This window comes from Mycobacterium sp. TY814, assembly GCF_030755175.1.
In the GTDB taxonomy this organism is placed as follows: domain Bacteria; phylum Actinomycetota; class Actinomycetes; order Mycobacteriales; family Mycobacteriaceae; genus Mycobacterium.
In genome coordinates this window covers 936,009-962,652 of record NZ_JAUFRY010000001.1, presented here as the reverse complement: position 1 = coordinate 962,652, position 26,644 = coordinate 936,009, and the positions used below count along the sequence as shown (strand labels likewise).

Sequence of the window (26,644 nt, the reverse complement as noted above, 5' to 3'; positions counted from 1 at the left end):
GCGTTGCTGGGTGCGCAGAGACGGAATCGTAATGACCGGGCCGCCGCCGGAGGGCGCCGGGACCGCCCGGCACCGGGCCATCGGCGCTGGTAGAGCGCCCTGAGATTGGCTACCACCTGGGAATTGGCTGAGTTTGGGCACTCGGGGCGGCCACGGCGTCTAAGCTCGGCCCCGAGACGGTGTCGAGGTCCCGTCAGCCCGGGGGTTTGCCAGCCCGGAGCTGCACTATTCCGTTGCCCGTACCCCTATCCGGTGCCGCGTCGGGCCCGCGCCGGTTGAGCTGAGACGAGGTTGGTAAAGGGATGGACGCACGTGTCACCCCCATTGCGGTGATCGGTATGGGATGCCGGTTGCCGGGCGGTATCGATTCCCCCGAGAAGCTCTGGGAGGCGCTGTCACGCGGGGACGACCTGGTCACCGAGATCCCTGCAGACCGCTGGGACGCCGACGCTTACTACGACCCGGAGCCCGGGGTTCCCGGCCGCACGGTCTCGCGGTGGGGCGGGTTCATCGACGACGTGGCGGGCTTCGACGCCGAGTTCTTCGGGATCAGCGAGCGGGAAGCGACGTCGATCGATCCCCAGCACCGGTTGTTGCTGGAAACGGCGTGGGAGACGATCGAGCACGCCGGTCTGGACCCGGCCGCGCTGGCCGGCACCGCGACGGCGGTGTTCACCGGGCTGACGCACGAGGACTACCTGCTGCTGACCAAGGGCTCCGGCGGTCTGGCCAGCCCGTATGCCGTGACGGGCCTGAACAACAGCGTGGCCTCCGGACGGATCTCCCACGCGCTGGGGCTGCACGGGCCCGCGATGACGTTCGACACCGCGTGCTCATCGGGTCTGATGGCCGTGCACCTGGCCTGCCGCAGCCTGCATGACGGCGAGAGCGACCTGGCACTGGCCGGTGGTTGCGCGTTGCTACTGGAGCCGGATGGCAGCGTGGCGACCTCCGCGCAGGGCATGCTCTCGGCCACCGGACGCTGTCACAGCTTCGATGCGGACGCCGACGGTTTCGTGCGGTCCGAAGGGTGCGCGATGGTGCTGCTCAAGCGCCTGCCCGATGCGGTGCGCGACGGTGACCGGATCCTCGCCGTGGTACGCGGGACGGCCACCAACCAGGACGGGCGGTCCGAGACGCTGACCATGCCGTCCGAGGACGCGCAGGTGGCGGTGTACCGCAAAGCCCTGGACGCGGCGGGCGTCGCCGCCGAATCGATCGGCGCGGTGGAGGCGCACGGCACCGGCACGCCGGTGGGTGACCCGATCGAGTACCGCGGGCTCACGCGCGTTTACGGCGCCGACGGCAGCCGCTGCGCGCTGGGGTCGGCCAAGAGCAACATGGGGCACAGCGAGTCGGCCGCCGGGGCGGTCGGACTGATCAAGGCCATCCTGTCGCTGCGGCACGGGGTGGTGCCGCCGCTGCTGCACTTCAACAAGCTGCCCGACGACCTCGCCGTGATCGACACGGGAATCTTTGTGCCGCAGTCGATCACGCCGTGGCCGCAGGGCGACGGGCCCCGGCGCGTCGCGGTGTCCTCGTTCGGGATGTCGGGCACCAACGTGCACGCCATCATCGAGCAGGCGCCCGAACCGGAGAACGTCACCGAGGCCGCGGCACCGGGGCCACTGGTGTACGCGGTGTCGTCGTCGTCGGCCGACGGTCTGCGCGAAAGCGCGCGACGACTTGCCGATTGGGTTGAGACGCATTCGGATTCGGTGAGTCCCGCCGATCTCGGCTACACGCTGGCCCGCCGCCGGGCGCACCGGCCGGTGCGCACCCTGGTGGTGGCCGACGGACTGGCTGATCTCGCCCAGCGGTTGCGCGAGGTTGCCGAGGGAGACGCCGTGTATCCGGCCGCGGTGGCGCACGACGACCGGGGGCCGGTGTGGGTGTTCTCCGGTCAGGGTTCGCAGTGGGCCGCGATGGGCGCCGATCTGCTGGCCGGCGAACCAGTGTTCGCCGCGACCGTCGCCGAGCTCGAGCCGCTGATCCAGGCCGAATCGGGTTTCTCGGTGACCGAGGCGATGACGGCGCCGCAGACGGTGACCGGCATCGACAAGGTGCAACCGACGATCTTCGCGATCCAGGTGGCCTTGGCCGCCACGATGCGGCAGGCCTACGGGGTGCGGCCGGGCGCGGTCGTCGGGCACTCGATGGGCGAGACGGCGGCGGCCGTCGTCGCGGGTGCGCTGTCGCTGCACGACGGGGCGCGCGTCATCTGCCGTCGTTCGAAGCTGATGGCCGGCATCGCCGGCTCGGGCGCCATGGCGTCGGTGGAATTGCCTGCCAAGCAAGTCAATTCCGAACTCATGGCCCGCGGAATCGACGACGTCGCCGTGGCGGTGGTGGCCTCGCCGCAGTCCACGGTGATCGGGGGAGCCACCGAGCAGGTGCGCGATCTCGTCGCGCGGTGGGAACAACGCGAGGTGATGGCGCGCGAGGTCGCCGTCGACGTGGCATCCCACTCGCCGCAGGTGGACCCGATCCTCGACGAATTGGCCACGGCGCTGGCCGATCTCGAGCCGATGGAGCCCACGGTTCCGTACTACTCGACCACCCAGTTCGACCCTCGCGAGCGGCCGGTGTGCGACGCCGACTACTGGGTGGACAACCTGCGCAACACCGTGCAGTTCGCCGCCGCGATCCAGGCTGCGCTGGACGACGGGTTCCGGGTTTTCGCCGAGCTGTCTCCGCACCCGCTGTTGACGCACGCCGTCGACCAGAACGCGCGGAGCCTGGACATGACGGTGGCCGCCCTGGCCGCCATCCGGCGCGAGCAGCCGCTGCCGCTTGGGCTGCGCGACTTCCTGACGGACCTGCACAGCTCCGGCGCGGCAATCGATTTCGCCGTGCTCTACCCCGGCGGGCAGCTGGTGGACGCCCCGTTGGCGGCGTGGAGTCACCGGCATTTGTTCATCGACGCCGACGGCAGCGACAGCAAGACGCAAGGCGCGTGCACGATCACCGTGCACCCTCTGCTGGGGTCCCATGTCCGGCTGGTCGAGGAGCCGGAACGGCACGTGTGGCAGACCGACGTCGGCACGGCGACCCTGGCCTGGCTGGACGACCACCAGGTGCGCAACGTGGCCGCGTTGCCCGGAGCCGCGTACTGCGAGATGGCCCTTGCCGCCGCGGCGGAGGTCTTCGGCGACGGAGCCGAGGCGCGCGACATCGGCTTCGAGCAGATGCTCCTGCTCGACGACGAGACCCCGATCGACGCGGTCGCCACGGTGCAGGCGCCCGGCGTCGTCGACTTCGTGGTGGAATCCGCGCAGGACGGTGAGACCACCCGCCACGCCACCGCGTCGCTGTGCGCCGCCGAGGACGACTCGGTGCCGCCTGCCTACGACGTCGCCGCCCTGCTGGCCGCGCACCCGCAGAGTGTGAAGGGGTCCGAACTACGCGAGTCGTTCGTCGAGCGCGGTGTCTTCCACGGCGCCGCCTTCAGCGGCCTGTCCACCGCGCACACCGGGGAATCGGGCGGCAACACCGTGCTGGCCGAGGTCTCGCTGCCGGCATCGATTCGTTTCCAGCACGCCGCCTATCACGTGCATCCGGCGTTGCTGGACGCCTGCTTCCAGTCGGTGGCCGCCGGCGTGGCCGGCGCCGGCGGCGACGGCCTGCTGTTGCCACTGGGTGTGCAGCGGTTGCGCGCCTACGGGCCGCTGCGCGATGCCCGCTACTGCTACACCCGGGTGACCCGGGTCGACCCGACCGGTGGTGAGGCCGACCTCGATGTGCTCAACGAGCGCGGCGCGGTGCTGCTGGCGGTGCGCGGGCTGCGGATGGGCACCGGGACCACCGCGAGCGGCGAACGGGACCGGGTACTCAACGAGCGGCTGCTGACCTGTGAGTGGCAGCAACGGACGCTGCCCGACGTCGACGACGACGAAGCGGGATCGTGGCTGCTGATCGGCACCGCCGAGGCCGGCGACATGCTGATGAGTTCGCTGAACGACGCGCTGAAAACCCAAGGCGCGGAATGCTTCAACCTGCAGCTGCCCATCGGTGCCGAGATGGAGCCGTTGCGGGCGCAGCTGCGGGCCCGCTCGTTGCGTGGAGTGGTGGTCCTGTGTGGACCCCGCGGCAGCGCGCCCGATGACGGGGGGTTGACCCAGGGCCGGGAACAGGTGCGCCAGCTGGTGCACCTCGCGCGGGAACTGCCGGAGTTGGAGGGCGAACTGCCCCGGCTCTTCGTGGTGACCAGGCAGGCCCAGTGGGTGTGCTCGGGCGACGATGTCAATCTCGAGCAGGCCGGCCTGCGTGGTCTGTTGCGGGTGATCGGCAGTGAACACCCGTTGCTGCGCACCACGCAGATCGACGTCGACGAGCACACCCAGGGTGAGCAGGTGGCCGCGCAGCTGCTGAGCGGCTCGCCCGAGGACGAGACGGCCTGGCGCGGCGCCGAGTGGTACACCGCCAGGCTGTGCCCGACGCCGCTGGTGCACAACGACCGCCGAACCACCGTGATCGACCACGAGTCCGACGGCATGCGCCTGCAGGTGCGCACCCCGGGTGACCTGCAGTCGATGGAACTCGTTGCCTGCGACCGTGTTCCGCCCGGCCCGGGGCAGATCGAGGTGGCGGTCGCGATGTCCACCATCAACTTCGCCGACGTCCTGATCGCGTTCGGCAAGTTCCCCGTCGTCGACGACCGCGAGCCGCAGCCGGGTATGGACTTCGTGGGCGTGGTGACCGCGGTAGGGGAGGGGGTGGCCGGTCACCGGGTCGGTGACCGCGTCGCCGGTTTCTCCGAGGGCGGCTGCTGGCGCACGTATCTGACCTGCAACGCGAACCTGGCGATCACGTTGCCCGCGGGGTTGAGTGACGAGCAGGCGATCGCCTCGGCCACCGCGAATGCCACCGCCTGGTACGGCTTGCACGACCTGGCCGGCATCAAGGCGGGCGACAAGGTGCTGATCCACTCCGCTACCGGCGGCGTGGGGCAGGCGGCATTGGCGATCGCGCGCCACGCCGGGGCGGAGATCTTCGCCACCGCCGGCAACGATGCCAAGCGACAGATGTTGCGCGACATGGGCGTTGAGCATGTCTACGATTCGCGCAGCGTCGAATTCGCCGAGCAGATCCGCCGCGACACCGACGGCTACGGTGTGGACATCGTGCTCAACTCGTTGACCGGTGCGGCGCAGCGGGCGGGTCTGGAGCTGCTGGCCTTCGGTGGACGGTTCGTCGAGATCGGCAAGGCCGACGTGTACGGCAACACCCGGCTGGGGCTGTATCCGTTCCGGCGTGGCCTGACCTTCTACTACCTGGACCTGGCGCTGATGTCGGTGCTGCAGCCCGAGCGGGTCCGGGAACTGCTCGAGACGGTGTTCACGCTGACCGCCGACGGTGTGCTGGCGGCGCCGCAGACCACGCACTATCCGCTAGCCGACGCGGCGAACGCGGTGCGCGCGATGAGCAACGCCGAACACACCGGAAAGCTGCTGCTGGACATGCCACGCAGTGGGCGGGCCAGTGTGGTGGTGCCGCCGGATCAGGTTCCGGTGTTCCGCCGCGACGGCGCCTACATCATCACCGGCGGGGTGGGCGGGCTGGGCCTGTTCTTCGCGTCGAAGTTGGCGGGAGCCGGTTGCGGCCGACTGGTGTTGACCGCCCGTTCGCAGCCAAATCCCAAGGCACGCCAGATGATCGAGCGGTTGCGGCGGGCCGGGACCGACGTGGTGGTCGAGTTGGGCAACATCTCCGAACCGGAGACCGCCGTGCGGTTGGTGGAGGCGGCGACCGCCACCGGACTTCCGTTGCGTGGCGTGGTGCACTCGGCAGCGGTGGTAGAGGACGCCACGCTGACCAACATCTCCGACGAGATCATCGACCGCGACTGGTCCCCCAAGGTTTTCGGGACGTGGAGCCTGCACAAGGCGACCCTCGGGCAGCCGCTGGACTGGTTCTGCCTGTTCTCCTCGGGTGCCTCATTGCTGGGATCGCCCGGGCAGGGCGCCTACGCCGCGGCCAACAGCTGGCTGGACGCGTTCTCGTACTGGCGCCACGCCCATGGGCTTCCGGTGACCACCATCGCCTGGGGTGCGTGGGCCGAGGTCGGCCGGGCCACCTTCCTGGCCGAAGGCGGCAAGCAACTGATGATCACCCCGGACGAGGGGATGTACGCGTTCGAGACGCTGCTGCGCTACGACCGCGCCTACAGCGGGTACATCCCGATCATCGGGGCGCCCTGGCTGGACGATGTGGTGCGACGCAGCCCGTTCGGCGAGATGTTCAAGTCCAGCGGGCAGAGCACGCGGGGGCCGAGCAAGTTCCGCGCCGAGCTGACGGCGGCGCCGCAGGAGGAGTGGCCGGGACGGCTACGCCGCCTGATCACTGAGCAGGTCGGCGTGATCCTGCGCCGCACCGTGGATGCCGACCGGCCCTTCGTCGAGTACGGCATGGATTCGCTGGGCATGCTGGAGATGCGCACTCATATCGAGACCGAAACCGGGATCCGGTTGAGCCCCAAGGTGATCGCCACTCACAACACGGCGCGGGCGCTGGCCGAACATCTGGCGCAGACGCTGGCCGAGGAGCCTGCCGCCTAGCTGGGTGCGTCAAGCCGCGAGCAGCGCGGTGAGCGGCGCGAGCAGCGCGGTGAGCGGCGCGAGCAGCACGGTGAGCGGCGCGAGCAGCACGGTGAGCGGCGCGAGCAGACGTAAAATCGCCCAATTTCGTTCCGAAATAAGCGATTTTACGTCTGCTCGCCACCCCCAGGGGCGCTCGCCACCCCCAGGGGCCGCGCCACCCCTACGTCACTCGACCGCCCAGCCGTAGTCCGACGGCGCGGTGCACAACAACTCCCGGATCGCTTCGAGTGAGTCTTTGCGCTGCGGCGAGTGGCCGTGGTTCTCGATCACCAGGTGGTCGCCGGACATGCCGCACCCGTAGAAGTCCAGCGGCACCGTGATCGAGCAATAGAACTGTCCGCGAAAGCCTTCCAGCTCGATGCCCGCCGGCATCCGTACGCTCGGCAGCGCGCTCACGTCGGTGCAGAAGACCAGCGGCGGCAACCCCGCGGGCGTCCCCTCGAACGCTACGCCGAAGTTGAGCCCGGACTGCTGGATGATGCCGTCGGCGATGTCGGACCGGAAGGTGACGCCGATATCGGTGGCCAGATCCACGATGTCGGTGTCCGGTCCGACCTCGGCCAGGTAGGTGGCCACGCCCACCAGATTGGTGGCCTCGGTCGGGGCGACCGGCGGGCTGAGGAAATAGCGCAGGTCGACGGGGTACACGTAGGGGATGGGAACGTGCGGCGTCTCCCGCAGCCGCCACTCGGTCATCAGGATCGCCGCCGCCACGACGGTGTTGACGCTGACCCGGTTCTCGTGCGCGAACTCCACCAGGTCGGCCGTCTCCTGCTCGGAAAGCCGCACCCGGGTGACCGGAACCGGTTGCGGCAGGCCAGGAGTCGCGACGAGGGTCGGCTTCACCGCGGGCGGCAGGTCGTAGGCGAACATCACCGGCAGGAAGCGTTCGACGCCGGTCATGCCGAGCTTCTTGACGCCGCGTTGTTCCAGCACCACTTCCAGCGGTTGCGGCGCGGGCTGCGGGTTGACCGGTCCCGGGTCGCCGGTGGTCACCACATCGGTGTAGCGGGAGAACAGCTCGTCGAAAAGGCCGGCGCCGTGGTGGCCGTCGGCGATGCTGTGGTGCAGAAAGATGGTCAACTCAGAGCTGTTCTCGTGCAGCGTCAACCGCAGATTGAGTAGCGTCTGGGTCTGATCCAACGTGATCTCGCACGCGTTATCGGCGCCCTCCTGCACCACGATTCCCGCGTGCAGCATGTCGTCGGACACCAGATTCCAGTCGCCGTCCGGGCTGTGCTCGAGATGGCTGGCCAGGATCGGGTGGGCATCCACCAGGGCGTCGAACGCCTCGGACAGGGCATCGGCATCGACCCGGCCGCGCAGCTGGACCGTGACGGCGGTGAAGACCTCGTACTGCGCGAAGACTTCCTCGCTGCGGGACAACTTGCGGATCACCGATCCGGGAAACACGTGAGAATCCGGCCTTTCGTGTCAGTGCGTGCTGGCTCGTCGGTAGCCGATGGCCATGGGGACGGCGCAGGCTGCGGCGATCCCGGCGCTCCACAGCAGCGTCGCGATCATCGGCGCCAGCACCGGGCCGCCGGCCGACAGCCCGCGCATGGCCGTGATCGCGTAGCTCACCGGCTGGTGCGCGACGACCGGCTGAATCCAGTGCGGGTACTGGTTCAGCGGCAGCAGGCCGGTGGAGAAGAAGATCAACAGCAGCTGCCACAGCTCGACCGCCTCGACCACCAGGGTTTTGGAGGTGAACAGGGCAATGGCGGTGGTGAGTGCGGCGAACGCCATACCGAGAATGACCGGGACGCCAAGCCACATCAGGGTGGCCAGCGCGCCCCCGCGAAACCGGAAACCCAGCGCCACGCCCGCGCCCAGCATCACACCGGTGGTGACCAGGATCCGGATCGCCTCGGCGATGATCCGCGCCAGCGGGCCCGACGCGCGGTGCACCGGCATCACCCACAGCCGGGTCAGCAGGCCGCTCTGTTGCTCGCGCATCAGGTCGATCGCGACGAACGCCGAACCACTTACCGCCCCGCCCAGCGCCAGCAGCGGCACGATGCTGTACAGCGCGCTGTCGTGGGTCATGGCGTAGATCAGGTTGCCGAGCACGATGTAGAGCACCAGCATGAAGGCGACCGGCAGCACCAGCGCCTCCATCACGGTGACCAGGTCGCGTCCCCAGCGGGTGAGGATGCGCTGGGTCTGCACCAGCGTCTGCGTCAGCATCAGCCGTACCGAGCTTTCCGGTGCCCGCACCACAGTGCCCGCGGTCATGGGCGCCGGGACAGGACGAGAACGGACACGGGCACCAGGAACAGCGCGAAGCCGGCCAGCCACAGCAGCGGCGGCGTCATCACCGACCAGGTCACCGGCACAGGCGATTTGACGGTATCGCCGGCCAGCGCGCGCAGCCCGATCACCAGCTGCGAGATCGGCTGATTGCGCACGATCGGCTGGATCCAGTGCGGGAACATCTTGAGCGGTTGCAGCCCCACCGACAGCAGCCCGAAAATCAGGATCGGCATGGTCAGCAGCGGCAGCATCGCGTCGGGATTGCGGGTGGCGGTGCCGATCAGGTCGGCGCCGAACGACAAGACCACCCCGATCGCGATTGCCAGCACGCAGAAGCCCGCGATGTAGAGCGCCCCGCGATGAAATCGGAACCCGATCACGTGGGCGGCGATCAGGGATACGGTCAGGCCGACACAGCAGCGGTACACGCTGGCCGACACCCGGGCCAGCACTGGCGTCAGCGGCGCTATCGGCATGGACCGGAACCGCCGGTTCACCCCGTGCAGGGCATCGGTGGCGGCCCGGAACGCCGAGGAGATGGCCGCAAAAGCGATGGCCTGCAACGTGATCAGCGGTGTGATGTACTGCCCCAGATTGCTGGCGATGCCGCTGCCGGCGCCACCCACGTAGTGATTCCACGGGATGGAGAACGGGACGTAGAACCCCACCGCGAAGGACAGTGAGGCGCCGATCGCGGTGATCAGTTCACCATTGCGCAGGGTCGGGGCGATGAAGCGGATAGTCAGCACCCACCACTGCTGCAGCATCGACGGCTGCCGAGCCCCGGCCGCCGCCGAACCGGTGACCACGCTCACCGCACCGCCTCCGGGGTGAGATGACTCAGCGCCCGGGATTCGCTGGGATCGGCTGTCATGGAGAGGAACACGTCGTCCAGTGACGGCCGGCGCAGCGCGATGTCGGCCGGTTCGAGGTGGGCGGCGTTGAGCAGACGCACGGCCTCGATCAGCGTGCCGGTGCCCTCGGCGGCCGGCATGATGATCCGGTCGGACTCGGCGGCCAGCATGGCCCGCTGGCTTTCGGGCACAAGCGGCCCGAGCGCGGCGACCATCGCCGGCAACTCCTTGACGTCGCGCGGCACGATCTCGCAGAAGGTGCCGCCGGCGCGGTGCTTGAGCTCGTTCGCGGTGCCTTCGGCGATGATGGTGCCCCGGTCGATGAGGATGATGCGGTCGCTGAGCGCGTCGGCCTCCTCGAGGTACTGCGTGGTCAGCAGCGTGGCGATGCCGAGCTTCTTGAAATTGCTCACCAGGTCCCAGATCGCTTGCCGGCTGCGGGGATCCAGCCCGGTGGTGGGTTCGTCCAGGAAAGCCACCAGCGGTTGCACCACCAGCCCGCAGGCGATGTCGATGCGGCGGCGCATGCCGCCGGAGTAGGTGCTGACCCGCCGCTTGGCGGCGTGCACCAAGTCGAACTGCTCGAGCAGCTCGGCCGCACGGCTGCGGGCAGCGGACTTGGACAGACCGTAGAGGCGGCCGAACATTACGAGATTCTGTTCGCCGGAGAGCATGTCGTCGAGGGCGACCTGTTGCCCGGTCAGCATGATGGACCGCCGCACTCCGGCCGCGTCGGAGACGACGTCGTGGCCGGCGACCGAGGCCGACCCGGTGGTCGGCCGGGTCAGTGTCGACAGAATGTCCACCATGGTGGTCTTGCCGGCGCCGTTGGGGCCGAGCAGGCCGATGACCTCGCCGCGGCCGACCTCGAAACTGACGTCGTCGAGTGCCACCACCTGTCCGGAGCGGGCGCCGAACGTCTTGCCGACCCCTTTGACGACTACCGCTGCGTCACTTGGCATTCCAGTCTCCTCAGTCAAGGCTCGACAGGTCCACCAGGGCACCCGCTTCGGCCACGCCGGCGATTTCGCTCTCCAGTTGTTCGGCGGCGATACCCTCCTGGATCAGTTCGCGCAGTGCCTGCGGGAAGGTGCGTGCGAGTTCCTGCACCGTGTCCGCCGCGATCCGTCGGCTGTCGTACCACCAGTCGAGATGGGTCGAGCCCGCGAACCGGTACACGCGCACTTCGAGGGCGTGGCCCAGCCCCGGGATGGTTTCGCGCACCGGAAGGGTCACGTCGGACTCGAACCGCACCGGGGCCTCGATCGGCGGAAGTTCGGGAATCGTTCCGGCGTAACGGAAATGGATGTCCGGTGGGCGCTGCGCGCCGAAGGTACGTCCGGTGGGTGCGTACAGGTAGCGCAGCAGCCCGTAGCCGACGCCGTAGTGCGGCACCGCCTTCAGGGTCTTGTGCACGGCGTCGAGTTGTTCCACCACCGCGGAGCCCTCGCCGGTGGCGCAGGCCAGCGGCACCGGGTAGTACGTCGTGCACCAACCGGCGGTGCGGCGCAGGTCGACGTCGGGCCGCAGCACCGAGCGACCCTCGCCCTCGAGTTCGACGGCGACCACCCCGGTCCCGACCGTCTGCGCGATGGTGCGGCCCAGTGCCGCAAGCAGAATCTCCTGGATCGAGCGCCGGAACCGTCGCCGCGCGTCGTCGAGTTCCGATGTCTGCTCGGCGTCCAGGGTGCCGGACAGTTTGCGGAGGTCGGCGGCGGTGGGCGGCGTCGCCGCCGGTTCGGCCAGCCAGCGGGTCACGCTGGCGGCGTTGTCGATCCAGAAGTGCCGGGTGTCCAGTGCGGCCGGATGGGTGGCCAGGGCCGCCATCCGCTGTGACCACTCCCGCCAGCCGGTGGCGGCGGGCTCCAGCGTGATCTCGCTGCCGGCCAGGTGCTGTCCGAAAGCGATCACGATGTCGCTGCCCAGGATCTGGTGTGAGGCGGTGTCGGCCACCATGGCGTGCACGCCGAGCCCGAGATAGTTCGGGCCGCCGGACGAATCGACAATGTGCACCGCGATGAGCGGTGCGGTCGAATCGCTGTGCTCGGCAATCACTTCGGCCAGCACCGCGGCCACCCCGGTACCGTCCGGCAACGAGCGCGACACCAGGGTCGTGAAGTCCGCAGGCGGGCCGACGTGCTGTTCCCAGACGCCGTCGTTGTCCACCAGTTGCAGCCGCAGCGCGTCGTGATGGTTGCAGACCGCGGTCAGCACCGTCCGGATGTCGTCCGGGCTCACCTGCGGCTCCAAGCGCAGGATCAGCGGTACCCGCCAGCGGCCACCGTCGTGCAGCCCATGCTCGAGGAAATACTCGGTGTTCGGCAGGATCGCCGGATTCGACTCCGGCTCGGGTGGTTTGGCCAGACCGCTGGCCGCAAACGCGGCATCGACGGCGGCGGTGAGCGATGCCAGGGTCGGATGCTCGTAGAGATCCTGTGGCGTGATGCTCAGACCTTCGTTGGAGGCGGTCATCGCGATGCTGATCGCCATCAGCGAATCGCCACCGAGGTCGAAGAAGTTCGCCTTCGGGTCGACGGAGGGGACGCCGAGGCACTGCTGCCAGACGCGCTGCAATGTGACGCCGGTCTGCGACGGCCCCAACTCGACGGCGGGCTCGGCGGCGTGAGTGACCGCGGAGCCGTTGACGGACACCGTGGCCGGCTCCCAGTGGGTGGGCTTGGGTTCGATCCAATGCCGTTCCCGCGCAAAGGGATAGCCGGGCAGCGACACGATTCGCGGCGGCACCGGATGTCTGGGTGACCAGTCGACCTCGACGCCGGCCGCCCACAGTTCGCCCAGCGCGCGCAGGAAGGTGTCACGGTCGTCGGCCTGCTGGATGGGGTGCCGCATCAGCCGGACGGAACGGTTGGCGCTCGACCACCTCGGGTGCCGGATCGCCGAACCGGTCAGGCTGCCGCCGGGCCCGACCTCGACGAGGATCCGGTTCGGATCGGACAGCACCGCGTCGAGTTCGTCGGCGAACCTGATAGTGGAACGGATCTGGCGCGTCCAGGTGTCGGGGTCGGTGGCCTGCTCGTCGGTGAGCCAAGTTCCGGTGAGGTTGCTCAGCAGCCGTGTATCGGGAGTCTTCAGCTGCCGGCTTCCCAGGAATTCCCGAAACTCACCGAGCATCCCGTCCATCTGGCTGGTGTGGAAGGCGTGGGTGGCGCGCACCCGCCGCACCGGAACACCGTGCTCGCCCAGACGCTGGGTGAACGCGCGGATCGCGTCCTTGGGCCCGGCCACCACGCAGTTGCCCGGGTCGTTGACCGCGGACACCTCGGCTCCCGGTACCAGGTGCTGCGCGACGTCGGCGGGGCTGAGCGCCACCGCGACCATGGCGCCCGGCGGCGACTCGTGCATCAGCCGGGCGCGCAGCGACACCGTCTTGACGGCCGTCGGCAGGTCGAAGACGCCGGCCAGGGTGGCCGCGACGTATTCACCGGTGCTGTAACCGATGTACGCGCCGGCGCGCACACCGTAGCTCTCGACCAGCTTCGCCAGCGCGTATTCCACGGTGAACAGCGCGGGTTGGGAGCGGTCGATACGCTCCAGATCGGCTGCGGTCCCTTGGGAAACCGGGTATGTCGCCTCGTGCAGATCCAGGCCCATTTCCGCCCGGAAGGCGGTGGCGCAGGCGTCGAAGTGTTCGGCGAAGACGGGCTCGGTGTCGTACAGCCCCTTGGCCATGCCGGGATGCTGGGCGCCCTGGCCGGGGAACAGGAAGACGACCTGGTCGGTGCTTGCGCTCTGGCCGTCGGATGGGGATTCGCCGACGAAGACGTTGTCGTGCTCGGCGGCGCGTAGCAGCGTGATCGCCTGAGCCCGGTCGGCGGCGACGGCCGCCATGGTGACGTGGTGCCGGCGGCGGCCGCTGAGCGTGTGGGCGACATTCGCCATCCCCGGGGCCAGGGCCGGGGCGTTCGGGCGTTCCAGCGCGGTGGCCAGCGCGGTCCGCGCCTCGCCGAGGGCCTCGGCGGTGCGTGCCGAGAGCAGCAGCACCTGCGGGCCTTCGGGCCCGGCCTGCGCCGGGACCTCCGGAGCTTCTTCCACGACCACGTGCGCGTTGGTGCCGCCGATGCCGAACGAGCTCACCCCGGCCCGGCGCACTCCGCCGGATTCCCATGCGCCGTAACGGCTTTGCACCGTGAACGGGGTTTCGTCGAGGTGCAGCTCCGGGTTCGGGCTGGTGTAGTGCAGGGTCGCGGGAATCGCCTTGTTCTTCAGACACAGGATCGTCTTGATGAGCGCGGCGATGCCGGCAGCGACCTCGAGGTGACCGATGTTGGACTTGACCGAGCCGATCACACACGGCGCCGACCGCGGCTCCTCGGAGGCTTCGAACGCCGCCCGCAGACCCTGGATCTCGATCGGGTCGCCCAACGGCGTTCCGGTGCCGTGGGTTTCGACGTAGGTGATGGTCGAGGCGTCGACGTCGGAGACGGCGTGGGCCTCGGCGATGCAGTCGGCCTGGGCCGCGGCGCTGGGCGCCGCGAAACCCATCTTCGCCGATCCGTCGTTGTTGATGGCCGATCCGCGGATGACCGCGTGGATGCGGTCGCCACTGTCGAGGGCGGCCTGCAGTGGCTTGAGCACCACCAGGCCGACACCGCTGCCGAACACGGTCCCGTCGGCGCGGACGTCGAACGGACGGCAGTGCCCCACCGCCGAGAGCATCTGGCCCGGCGAATGCCAGTACCCGACATGGTGTGGGACGCACAGGGATACGCCGCCGGCCAGCGCCATGTCGCACTCGCCGGACAGCAGGCTCATGCAGGCCAGGTGGACGGCCACCAGCGACGACGAGCACGCCGTCTGCACGGCAAGGCTGGGCCCGCGCAGATTGAACTGGTGTGAGATCCGGGTGGCCAGGAAGTCCTTGTCGTTCTGCAGGAACATGCTGAGCTGGTCCCAGTTCAGCCCCTCGGCCAGTACGGCGTTCGGGTCCTGATGTGACAGCAGGTTGTGCAGCAGATAGCCACTGGGAGAGCTGGTCCCGTACACGCCGATCGACCCGTCGTATCGGGCCGGGTCGACACCGGCGTCTTCGAGTGCATGCCAGGCGCACTGCAGGAACAGCCGGTGCTGGGGATCCAGCGACCGGGCCACCAGGGGCGGGAAACCGAAGAAGTCGGCGTCGAACTCGTCCACGCCGTCGACGATCGGGGCGCGCCGGACATACGACGGATTCGCCAGTGCCTTGTCGCTGATGCCTGCATCGCGGAGTTGTTGCTCGGAGAGGGTGACGATGGATTCCTTGCCGCGCCGCAGGTTGTCCCAGAACGCCGACACGGTGTTGGCGCCGGGGAACCGGCCGGCCATGCCGACCACCGCGATCGCGTTGTCGGGAATGCTCACTGGATCTGTCCTCCCTGTACGTCAGGTCTGGTTCGGCGCCGCAGCGCGGCTCCCTGTCGCGCCGCTGCGCGTTGCTGCGCGCGGTCGCGGACGGTGGTAGTGGTCTCGGTCGCCGGTTCAGGGCTCGACAGGCCGAGTTGGCGCATCAGGTCGGCGGTCAGGTCGTGCAGCGTGGCACCTTGGAGCAGCAACGCCACCGGCGGCTCGGCGCCGAAGTCGGCGCGGGCGGTGTTGCGGATCCGCACGGCCATCAGTGAATCCATGCCGAGATCAAGCAGCGGCAGGCCGGGGTCGACGGCGGATTTGTCCGCATACCCCATCACGGCGGCGATCCGGGACCGCAGCAGGTCGGTCATCACGCGTGCCGCCTCGGCCGGATCCAGGTCCCGCAGCGAGTCGGGGCCGGCCCAATCATCGCCGCCGCCGGCGGCTTCCAGCTCCCGCACCACGGCGGCGAAGAAGTCGTGGCCGCGGATCTCGGGGAAGGCGATCAGCGCCCGGTCCGCGCGCAACCGCGCGACACCCGTGTGGCTGCGACCGCCGGCCAGCAACGTTTCCATGGCCGCGAGCCCCTCGGCCGGGGTGATCGGGTCCAGCACGCTGCCGGCCAGGCTGCGGGCCATGCCGACGTCGGACCACGGGCCCCAGTTGATCACCGCGGCCGGCAGACCGGCCGCTCTGCGCTCGGCAACCAGGGCGTCCAGCCACGCGTTCGCGCAGGCGTATGCACCCTGGCCGGGCGCGCCGAGCAGCGCGGCGGTGGAGGAAAATCCGACCCACCAGTCCAGCTCGCGGCCCGCGCTGGCCTGGTACAGCCGTTGTGCGCCAATGGCTTTGGGTGCCCAGACGCGGTCCAGGCTGTCTTTGGTCATCGAGTACAACAGGGCGTCGTCGATGACGGCGGCCGAATGCAGGATGCCGCGCAGCATCCTGCCGCCGTCCTCGGCCGCCGCGACCAGCCGCTCCGCCACGCCGGGATCCGCGATATCGCCCAGGACGACCGCGATCTCGGCACGGCCCTGCAGGTCGGCCAGGATTCTGCGCTGTTCCTCGCCGGGCTCGCTGCGGCCGTTGAGCACCACGCGGCCCGCGCCGCCCTCCACCAGCCAACGCGCCACCACCAGCCCCAGGCCGCCGAGGCCGCCGGTGATGATGTAGCCGGCACCGGAGCGCACCACCGGATGGCTCCGGGTGTCGTCGAGCGTGGCCCGGGTGAGCTGTTCGACATAGCGGTGCTCGCCGCGGTGCGCGATGACGGTGCTCAAGAGATCGGTATCGGCCGCGCCGAGTTCGGCGATCAGCCCGTCGGTACCGCCATCGAGATCGAGCAGAGTGCCCCGCAATTCGGGGTGCTCGTAGGCCAGCACCCGGATCAGACCCTTCAGGGCGCCGACGGCGGGTTGCCCGGCTTCACCGTCGGCGACTACCAGACCGCTCCTGCTGACCAGCCACAGCCGCGGCGGTTCGCCGTGCCAGCCGCCGACGATCGCGCGGACCACGGTGCTGATCGACCACACCAGGTCACGTGCCCCGGTCACGTCGGAGGTGTCGCCGACGAAGACGACCACACCGGCGGGCGGATGGTCCGGATCGCCTGCGGCCTCGGCGAATGCGGCCAGCATCGCGGGTTCGTCGTCCAGTGCGGCGGTGAGCACCCGATGCTGGTCGGATCGCCATGCGGCGGCGAACTGCTCGGCGGACGCCCGGGCGGTCGGCGCGGCCAGCACGAGCCAGCTGCCCGGCAGCGGCGGGGCGGTTGCGGCCGTGAGCGGCTGATCGACCCACGCGGCTTCGAAGATCTTCTGTGCCAGCGGCAGTGGCACGCTGCGCCGTTCGACCGACCGCAGGAAGATGTCGTTGATCTCGGCGGTAACGTTGCCGGCGGCGTCCATCAACACGATCCGGCCGAGCTTGCCGCTGCCCCCCGCGTCGGTGAGGGTGGCGCGGCAGCGGGCGTACCGGCCGGGGTTTGCGTACACCCGCAAGCTCTCGAAAGAGACTGGCAGATAACTGGATTCGGTCACGCCATCGGTCGGCATCGCGGCCGCGAGGCTCTGCAGGGCGGCATCGAGCAGCGCGGGATGAATGCGGTAGCCGGGGTGGCGGGGCGCCTCGTCGGGCAGCGTGATCTCGGATTCCACCGAACCGTCCGACAACCGGTCGATGCGGGTCAGGCCGGCGAAGGCCGGACCGTAGTGCAGGCCCGTCTGACGCAGCAGCGCGTAGAAGTCGGCCGGCGAGACCGAGGTCTGGGATTGTCCGGTGGCAGGCACCGGTCCGGGGGCGGCATGCGTCGCCTCCACCTTCGCCACGGCGTGCCGGGTCCAGTCACCGCTGCCGGCGCGCGAGTGGATCTCGATACGAATCTTGCTGTCGCCGTTGCGGATGAGCTGGGTGGTCAGCTCGGTGTGCTTGTCCAGGGTGAGCATCTGCTCGACTTCGAGCTGGTTGACCGACACGCTCTCGGCGGGCAGTCCCAGTCCCTCGCCGGCCGCCGCCAATGCGATCTCCGCGTAGCCGGCGGCCGGCATGATGGACTGCCCGAACACCCGGTGCTCGGCAAGCCACGGAGAGACATCGGTGCCGACGTCGGCCCGCCACACGTGATCCCGGCTGGACGGTACTTCGACGTGCACCCCCAGCAGCGGGTGGTTCATCACCAGGTCGGCCATCGAGGACCGGTCCGCTACCCAGAACTGCTCGTGCTGCCACGGGGTGGTGGGGATATCGGCCAACCGGCCGCCGGTGGTCGCCGGGGGATGGCCGGTGACCTGCGCGAGGTGGCTGCGGAAGGTGACGGTGTCGTCGGCGTCGCGCTGGAGTGTGCCGACAGCGCGATAACCCGGGCCGTCCAGCGTTTCGATGACGGCGTGGGTGAGCAGGGGGTGCGCGCTGACCTCGATGAAGGTGTGGTGCTGCTCGCCGGCCCGCTCGATGGTCTGCTGGAAGTGCACCGGGTTGCGCATGTTGACGGCCCAGTGTTCGGCGTCGAATACCGCTGTGATGTCGGGGTTTTCGTAGGTGGTGGAGATGATCGGGATCACCGGGGTGCGTGGCTGCAGGTCGGCGAGCTCGGCGCGCATCGCCGGCTGCAGCGCGTCCATCGCCGGATTGTGCGGGGCCACTTCGATATTGACCCGGCTGGCGAACCGGTCCTGAGCGCGCGCCTTCTCGATCAACTCCTCGATCTGCGCGGTGGGCCCGGAGATCACGCTCTGGCGCGGAGAGTTGTAGATGCCCAGGGTCACCTGCGGGTAGCCGGCGATCAGCGCCTCGGTGGCCGCGGCGTCGAGCTCCAGCAGTGCCATCGCGCCCTGCCCGGACAGCGGCGCCATCAGCCGGGCCCGGGTCGCCGTCACCCGCAACCCTTCGGCGGGGGTCAGCGCGCCGGCGACCACCGCGGCGGCCACCTCGCCCATCGAATGCCCGATCACCAGATCGGGCTCCACCCCGTAGGAGCGCCACAGCGCGGTCAACGCCAGCTGCATGCCGATCAGACCCAACTGGATCTGCTCGATCCCCACCAGCTCGGCGCCCTGAGCCAGCACCTCCTGCAGCGAGAAGCCGGCCTGGGCAACAAAATCGGGCTCCAAATCGGCCACCGCCGCCGCGAACGCAGGCTCATCGGCCAGCAACCGGCGACCCATCCCGGCCCACTGCGATCCCCGCCCCGAATAGACGAACACCGTCCCCGCCCCCGCAGCCGCAGCCTGCGGACCCACCACACCCGGTGCGGGTGTCCCGGCGGCCAGCGCGCGCAATCCGGAGACCGCATGTTCGCGGTCGCGGGCGACCACGGTCCCGAACCGCGCCTGCCGGGCGCGGTGGTGGTGCAGCGTGTGCGCGATGTCGGCCAGCGGGACGTCGGTGCCCGCCCCCTCCAGCCAATCGGCCAACACCCCCGCGGTGGCGGCCACCCGCTGCGGCGTCTTGCCGGAGACCACCAGCGTCGAGACCGTCGCACCGGTATCCACCTGCGCCACAACGGTATTAGGCGCCTGCTCGATCACCACATGCGAGTTGGTCCCGCTGAGCCTGAACGAGGACACGGCCGCGCGGCGCGGGCCCGAGCCGTCGGGCCACGGGGTGCCCTCGGTCGGCACGAACAGCCGGGTCGACGACGCGTCGATCGCCGGGTTCCACCGGGTGAAGTGCAGGTTGCGCGGAATGTAGCCGTGCTCGACGGCCAGAATCGCCTTGACCAGTCCCGCGACACCGGCCGCCGCTTCGAGGTGGCCCAGGTTGGTCTTCACCGCCCCGAGTGCGCAGCGGCCCTCACCTCTTCCGTAGGTGGCCGACAGTGACTCGAACTCGATCGGGTCACCCAGGATGGTTCCCGTGCCGTGCGCTTCGACGTAGTGCACGCTCTCGGCGGTCACGTCGGCCTGCTTGAGGGCGGTGGTGATCACGTCTCGTTGCGCCAGGGCGTTCGGGGCGGTCATGCCGTTGGACCGGCCGTCCTGATTGATCGCCGATCCGCGGATCAGCGCCAGGATCCGGTCGCCGTCGCGGGTGGCGTCGGACAGCCGCTTGAGCACCACCACACCGCAGCCTTCCCCGCGGGTGAAGCCGTCGGCCATCGCATCGAAGGCTTTCGAGCGGCCGGTCGGGGACAGTGCCGACCACTTCGAGACCGCGATCGCGGCGAACGGTGACAGCGCCAGCTGCACCCCGCCGGCCAGCGCCACGTCGCTCTCCCGCAGCCGCAGGGATTGGCAGGCCAGGTGCACCGCCACCAGCGACGACGAACACGCGGTGTCCACCGCCACCGCCGGGCCGCGCAGGCCGAGCAGGTAGGCGATGCGGCCCACCGCGGCCGCGTGTGGGGTGCCGGTGGACAGGTAGGCGTCGATCTCGGCGCGGCGCTCGATGTTGACGATGGTGTAGTCCCATGTCGACAGGCCCATGATGGCAGCGGTTCGGCTGCCGCTCAGCGAATCCGGTGCCAGCCCGGCGTGTTCCAGCGACTCCCAGGCCACCTCCAGCAGGACGCGGTGCTGCGGGTCCATGGCGGCGGCCTCGCGCGGGGTGATGCCGAAGAAGTCGGCGTCGAATCCCGCCACGTCGTCGATGAACCCGCCCCACTTGGTGGTCATCTTGCCCGGGGTCTCCGGATCCGGGTCGTAGAACGCGTCGGCGTCCCAACGGTCGGCGGGCACCTCACCGATGGTGTCCCGGCCGTCCAGCAGCAGTTGCCAGAAGTCCTGCGGCCCATGCACATTCCCGGGCAGCCGGCAGCCCATCCCGATCACCGCGATCGGCTCGGCGACGTCGGTGGGGAAGGCCGTGCCCGCACGCACCAGTTCGCGCGCGAGAACCTCGCGGGCCTTCGGGGACATTTGGGCGGCGCGTTCGGCCAGACTCGTCATTACTCCGCGCCTTCCGTCGCTGCTTCCAGCTCACTGGCCGCAACCAGGTCGGACAGCAGATCCAGTTCCTCGTCGGATAACTCGGGCTCATCCTCGACGCCCGCGGCGCCGGGGACGTCCTCCTGGTAACCCATTCGCTCGCACAGGGCGCCGGCCAGGTCGGTGATGGTCGGGTAGGCCCAGACCAGCGCCACCGGCAGGGTGGTGCCCAGGCTCGCCTCCAGCCGGTTGCGCAGTTCCAGCGCCATCAGCGAGTCCAGGCCCAGCTGCTCCATCGGAAGGTCGTGGTCGATCTGGTCGGTCGAGCGCAGCACCGCCCGGATCTCGTCGGCGATGGCTGTCGCCAGCCGCCCCGGGCGGTCGGCGGGATCGGTCGCGTCCAGTTCGGCACGGATCCGGCCGCCACCGGTGCGCTGCTCGACGGTGATCGACTCCTGCAGCGTGGCGAACAACGACGATCCCGCTGCGGCGGGGAAGGATTGGAACCACTGCCGCGCGTCGAGCGCGAAGACGCCGGTGCGCGCCCGGTCGGCGGCGAGCACCAACTCGAGCGCCGCCAGGCCCTGCGCCGGGGTGATCATCGAGACGCCGAGGTCGGCGAAGAACTGCGCGCGGCCCACTTGCGCCCAAGGGCCCCAGTTGATTCCGGCTGCCGGCAGGCCGTGGGCACGTCGGTAGGCGACCAGCCCGTCGATCCAGGAGTTCGCCGAGGCGTAGGAGCCCTGCCCGGGTGCGCCGACCAGGGAGGAGACCGACGAGAACGACACCCACCAGTCCAGGCCGGCATCCTTGGTCGCTTCGTGCAGCCACCAGCCGCCGGCCACCTTCGGGGCGAACACCCGCGCCGACGCGGCGTCGGACATGTTGAGCACGATCTCGTCGGCCAGCACCATCGCGCTGTGTACCACGCCGGCCAGCCGGAAGCCGGCGTCGCCGACGGCGGCCACCAGGCGCCGGGAGGTGTCGGGATCGGCGAGGTCCCCGGTGACGACCTCGACGCGGGCGCCCGCGGCATTGAGACCGTCGATCGCGGCCTGCATCTCCGGACCGGGTGCCGAACGTCCATTCAGCACAACCAGTCCCGCGCCCTGCTCGGCAAGCCACCGGGCGGTGACGAAGCCCAGCCCGCCGAGGCCGCCGGTCACCACATAGCCGCCGTCCGGCCGGACCAGTGGCGGTGCCGGGCGCGGTGCGAGTGCGGTGATGCGGCCTGTCTGCGGGATGGACAGCGTGACGCGACCGGGGTGCTCGCCTGTTGCCCGCAGGGCGTCGGCCGCGTGCTCGAGATCGAATTCCGTGACCGGCAGCGGCGCCAGCCGGCCGGCGGCCGCGTGCCCCAGAATCTCTTCGAGGTAGGCGCGGTAGCGCGTGGGTTGCAGACGCAGGTTCAGCCCGATGTCCACGACCGCTAACGAGGCGCTGCGGGCCAGCGCCTCCAGGCCGAGCGAGGTGTCGGCCCCGCCCAGTTGAATGAACCGCCCACCCGGGGCGAGCAACTGAACGCCTGTGCGAATCGCCTCTCCCGGAAGCGAATTGAGGACAATGTCAACCGGCTCCGCGGGCGCGCTGGTAAAGACCTGCGCACCGATCATGGTGGCGACGGCTACGGCCGCCAGTTCCACGCCGTCACCGCCGGCCTGGATCAGCACCTTCTCACCGGGCGCCAGCTGCCCGACCGTGCGCAGCGCATGCCATGCCGTCAGATAGGGCAGTCCGAAGCCGGCCGCCTCGGCGTCCGACACGACGTCGGGGACGGGGACGACGAGGTCGGCCTCCGCGACGAGATGAGAACCGAGCGGCCCGGAGCCGAATGCGATGACGCGCGTGCCGGTTTCGACCAGCCCGAGGCATTCGGTGACGCCGCCGCCGTGATTCAGCGGGGCTTTCAGGACGCGGACCTCGAGCTGGTTGTCACCCGGCTCGGGGCGGCCGGCCGCGCGCACCTGCAGTTCGCTGTCGAGTACGAAGGCACCGCCGGCATCGATATCCACTGTGCTGAAACGGTTTTCCGGGATCAGCCCGCCGGACACCACCGGCGTCGCCACCAAGCGGCTCACATACCGTTGCCCGGCACGCAGAGCCACCTCGTCCTGATCGGAGCCGGCCAGCAGCTCGTCGGCCAGACCGGCGAGCGCGGGTGTGCCGTCCGAGTCGAGGTCGACCACCGTCGTCTTCAGTTCGGGGTGCTCGAAGGTCAGCACCCGCGCGACGCCGCGAAGCTGCGTCTGCGCGAGGGTCACCGACTCGGCGGGGCCGAGCTGTTGGGCGCCGCGGGTGACGATCCACAGTCGCGGGCTGTTGCGTGCGCCCACCCGCGACACCGTCCTGACGATGTCGGCGATCCGCAGCGTGCGGGCGCGGGCGAGGTCGAGTTGGGCCGGCAGGGGGAGAGCCTCATCGGCGGAGCGGGGCGGGCACACCACCACGATGCCGTCCCACGAGATATCGCGCCGACCGATCGCCGCGCGCATGGCCTCGTCGTCGGAAACGGTTTCGCAACAGGCGATTCGGCCGGTGAGTTCCGCATGCAGGGCGGCCGTGACGTCGTCGGAGCCGACCAGCAACAGCGCCCCGGGCGCAGCGGCCTGCCCATCCAGGGCCGCAGCCTCCCAGTGCACGGAGAACAACCGGTTCTCGAGTTCTCTCGTCCCGGACCGCAGTACCGCCATCTCGACCCGCTCGATATCCAGCACCGGCCGGCCGTCGTCGTCGAGCAGCGACACCCGGCCGGCCAGGCGGTCCGGGTCGTCGGTCGGGGCGAGCGAGGCGATCGCGGTCACGCCGTCCAGCACGTCGCCGTAGACCCGGACGCCGGTGAAACCCACCGGCAGCACGATCGCCGACTGGGCGCCGGTGGTCAGTTCCGTGGCCGGCCGGGTCGCGCCGAGGGTCTGCATCGCGATGTCCATCATGACCGGGTGCAGCAGGAACTTGCGGGCTCCGGTCTTGGCCGTCGCCGGCAGTCGCACCTGCGCGCGGGCGGCGCCGGACGGCAACAGCGACAACCCGGCGATGCCCTGGAATGCCGCCCCGTGCTGTTGCCCGGCGGCGCGCAGGCGTCGATACAGCTCCTCGGGATCGACGGGTGTGCCCGCCACGACGGGCTCCGCAGGCTCCGGTGCGGCGGGTGAAGCCGGCGCCAGCGTGGCGGTGGCATGTTTGATCCAGCCGGAACCTGAGCTGCGAGTGCGTATTTCGACCCGGCAGGACTGGTCGTCACCGGTGAGCGTGGTGGCGATCATGGTGTTGTCGGTGACGTGCATCAGCTGATCGAGGGTGAGTTCGCGGATCATCCAGGACGCGCCGGCGAAGGTCTCGGTCGCCGCGGCCAGGGCGATGTCCGCATAGGCGGCTCCGGGCAGCACACAGACACCGTCCACGCAGTGGTCGCCCAGCCAGAGCAGGTCGGGGCTGATCGCGCATTCCCACACCCGGGTGCCGTTGGTGGGGTCCTCGGCGCCGGAGCCCAGCAGGGGATGGCCCGCTGTCGCGGTGGTTGAGCCCGCGTCGATCCAGTGCCGGGTGTGCTGCCACGGGGTGCCCGGCAACAGCGGGTGCGGCTCGGGCGGATGCGGTGTGTCGGGCGGCCGGGTGCCGTGCGTGGCGTTGACATTGGTGTGAAAGGTGACGGTGTCGTCGGTGTCGCGCTGCAACGTGCCCAGCACGCGCGCGTTCGCTTCGCCGAGTGTGTCGGTGATCGCGTAGGTGAGCAGTGGGTGCGGGCTGACCTCGACGAAGGTGTGGTGGCTCTGTGCCGCCAGACTGACGGCCTGGTGAAACCGGACCGGGTTGCGCAGGTTCGCCGTCCAGTAGTCGGCGCCGAGCAGGGCCGGGGTCTGTCCCTGGACGGCGGTGGTGATGATCGGGATGGCGGACGGCCGGGGCTGGAGATCGGCGAGCGCGGAACGCAATTCGGGCAGGATCGGGTCGATGATGGGGTGGTGCGAGGCGACGTCGACGTCGATGCGCCGCGCCAGCAGGTCCCTGGTGGCGACCGCGGCGATCACCGCGTCCACCTGATCCGGCGGCCCGGCGATCACCGACTGGCGCGGTGAGGCGTGCACCGCGAGGGTCAACTCCGGGTAAGCGGCGATCGCCGCCGCAGTGTCGGAGGCGTCGAGTTCCAGCAGGGCCATCGCACCCTGACCGGCCAGTGCCGCCATCAGCCGCGAGCGGGTGGCGATCACCTTCAGGCCGTCGGCGGGGGAGAGGGCACCGGCCACCACGGCAGCCGATACCTCGCCCATCGAGTGGCCGATCACCGCATCGGGCTTGACGCCGTAGTGGCGCCACAGTGCGGTCAGTGCCAGCTGAACTCCGACCAGCACCGGCTGAATGTTCTCGATGCCCACCAGTTCGCGGCCCTCAGTCAGGGTCTGGTGCAGTGAAAAGCCTACCTGCGCAACGAAATCGGGCTCCAGTTCGGCCACCGCCGCGGCGAACGCGGGTTCGTCGGCCAGCAGTTGGCGGCCCATGCCGATCCATTGGGAACCTTGGCCGGAGTAGACGAACACCGTGCCGGGCGCGGCGGAGCCGTCGTTGCAGACAGGGTCGGCGGCCACGGCCCGCAACCCCGCGATCGCCTGTGCCCGGTCCCGGGCCACTACGGTGGCGAACTTGACCTGCCGGGCGCGGTGGTGGTTCAGGGTGTGCGCGACGTCGGCCGCCGCGATGTCTGTGCCCGGGCCTTCCCACCAGTCGGCCAGGGCCGCCGCGGTGGCCGCGATCCGCTGCGGTGTTTTGCCCGATATCACCAGGGTGCACACCGGCGCTTGCGGAACAGGCTGTGGCACAACCGGATCAGGTGCCTGCTCGAGTACCACATGCGCGTTCGTGCCGCTGACGCCGAACGAGGACACTCCGGCGCGGCGCGGGCCCTCGGTGGCAGGCCAGGCCATCCCGTCCGCCGCGATCACCAGCCGGGACACCCCCTCGCTGACGTGCGGTGTCAGCTGCCGGAAGTTCAGGTGCCGCGGGATATGCCGGTGACCCAGTGCCAGCACGGTTTTGATGAACCCGGCGATGCCGGCCGCGGCCTCGAGGTGGCCCAGGTTGGTCTTGACCGAACCCAGCACCAGCGGTTGCCGCCCGGCGCGCTCGCTGAAAACCTTGCTCAGCGAATCGAGTTCGATCGGGTCGCCCAGGGGGGTCCCGGTGCCGTGTGCCTCGACGTAGTCGATGTCGGCGGGCGCGAGTTCGGCTGTCGCCAGGGCTTTGCGCAACAACGCCTGCTGCGCGGGGCCGTTGGGCACCGTCACGCCGCTGCTGGCGCCGTCCTGGTTGACCGCCGAACCGCGCACCACGGCCAGGATGCGGTTGCCGTCACGCTGGGCGTCGGTCAGCCGCTTGAGCACCACGACTCCGGCGCCCTCGCTGCGCACATAACCGTCAGCAGCGGCGTCGAAGGTCTTGCATTGGCCCTCCGGGGACAACATGCCCCACCGGGAGCAGGCGATGCTGGGTCCCGGGCTCAGCAGCAGGTTGGTGCCCCCGACCAGGGCCATGTCGCTCTCCCGGGACCGCAGGCTCTGCGACGCCAGGTGGATCGCCACCAGCGAGGACGAGCAGGCGGTGTCGACGACCACCGCGGGACCCTGTGCGCCAAGGAAATACGCCAGCCGGCCCGCGGTGAAGTTGAGCGCGTTGCCGGTGGGGATGTAGGCGTCGAGGTCCTCGGGCCGCAATTGGCCGGCCAGGGTCACCATGTAGTCGTACGACGTGACCCCGACGAAGACGGACGTCTGGGTGCCGCGAATGGTGTGCGGGGCAACGCCGGAGTTCTCCAATGCCTCCCAGGCGACTTCGAGCAGTAACCGCTGCTGTGGGTCCATCGCCGCGGCTTCGCGGGGAGAGATGGCGAAGAACTCGGCGTCGAACTCCTCGGGCTGCCAGCCGGTGAGGAACCCACCTTCGCGGCTGCAGATGGTGCCCGGCACGGTGTGGTCGTCGGTGTAGTAGGCGTCGGCGTCCCAGCGTTGTCCGGGCACCCGGATGATGCCGCTCCGCCCGTCGCGCAACAGGTCCCAGAACTCCTCCGGGTTGGTCACCCCGCCCGGGAACCGACAGCCGATGCCGACGACGGCGATCGGCTCACGGTGGGACGCCTCGGCGACCTCAAGACGTGCGGTGAGATCGTCGATCTTGCGCAGCGCCTCGGTGATGATCGCCCGGCGGTCTGGTGTCGGGGCATTCTGACTAGTCACAGCGG

8 protein-coding genes are annotated in these 26,644 nt (G+C 69.8%); 1 reads left to right on the top strand and 7 read right to left on the bottom strand.

Features of this window, described 5'->3' with window-relative positions; genetic code table 11:
- Nucleotides 1-302 precede the first annotated feature (302 nt).
- The gene (pks2, locus tag QXH22_RS03840) at nt 303-6,557 is read left to right on the top strand and encodes a sulfolipid-1 biosynthesis phthioceranic/hydroxyphthioceranic acid synthase (RefSeq protein ID WP_306274961.1); all 6,255 of its coding nucleotides are present in this window, start codon (nt 303-305) and stop codon (nt 6,555-6,557) included.
- Nucleotides 6,558-6,764: 207 nt separating this feature from the next.
- On the opposite strand, the gene QXH22_RS03835 is transcribed toward pks2, so the two are convergent.
- The 7 genes from QXH22_RS03835 to QXH22_RS03805 are packed head-to-tail and all read right to left on the bottom strand — an operon-like array spanning nt 6,765 to nt 26,639.
- Nucleotides 6,765-8,012, bottom strand: coding sequence for a phthiocerol/phthiodiolone dimycocerosyl transferase (locus QXH22_RS03835; RefSeq protein ID WP_306241430.1), 1,248 nt, complete (start codon nt 8,010-8,012; stop codon nt 6,765-6,767).
- Nucleotides 8,013-8,033: 21 nt separating this feature from the next.
- Nucleotides 8,034-8,837, bottom strand: a complete 804-nt coding sequence (locus QXH22_RS03830; RefSeq protein ID WP_306241429.1) for an ABC transporter permease — start codon at nt 8,835-8,837, stop codon at nt 8,034-8,036.
- Nucleotides 8,834-9,622, bottom strand: coding sequence for an ABC transporter permease (locus QXH22_RS03825; protein WP_306244307.1), 789 nt, complete (start codon nt 9,620-9,622; stop codon nt 8,834-8,836). Before QXH22_RS03825 ends, QXH22_RS03830 begins: the two co-directional genes overlap by 4 nt.
- A gap of 44 nt (nt 9,623-9,666) precedes the next feature.
- Nucleotides 9,667-10,671 carry an ATP-binding cassette domain-containing protein gene (locus QXH22_RS03820; protein ID WP_306241428.1) on the bottom strand — a complete coding sequence of 335 codons (1,005 nt, stop codon included), beginning with the start codon at nt 10,669-10,671 and terminating at the stop codon, nt 9,667-9,669.
- Between the two features lie 10 nt (nt 10,672-10,681).
- Nucleotides 10,682-15,067 carry a type I polyketide synthase gene (locus QXH22_RS03815; protein ID WP_306274960.1) on the bottom strand — a complete coding sequence of 1,462 codons (4,386 nt, stop codon included), beginning with the start codon at nt 15,065-15,067 and terminating at the stop codon, nt 10,682-10,684.
- The gene (locus QXH22_RS03810; protein ID WP_306274959.1) at nt 15,064-20,436 is read right to left on the bottom strand and encodes a type I polyketide synthase; all 5,373 of its coding nucleotides are present in this window, start codon (nt 20,434-20,436) and stop codon (nt 15,064-15,066) included. Before QXH22_RS03810 ends, QXH22_RS03815 begins: the two co-directional genes overlap by 4 nt.
- On the bottom strand, nt 20,436-26,639 hold the full coding sequence (locus QXH22_RS03805; protein WP_306274958.1) for an SDR family NAD(P)-dependent oxidoreductase: 6,204 nt from the start codon (nt 26,637-26,639) through the stop codon (nt 20,436-20,438). Before QXH22_RS03805 ends, QXH22_RS03810 begins: the two co-directional genes overlap by 1 nt.
- Nucleotides 26,640-26,644: the final 5 nt, after the last annotated feature.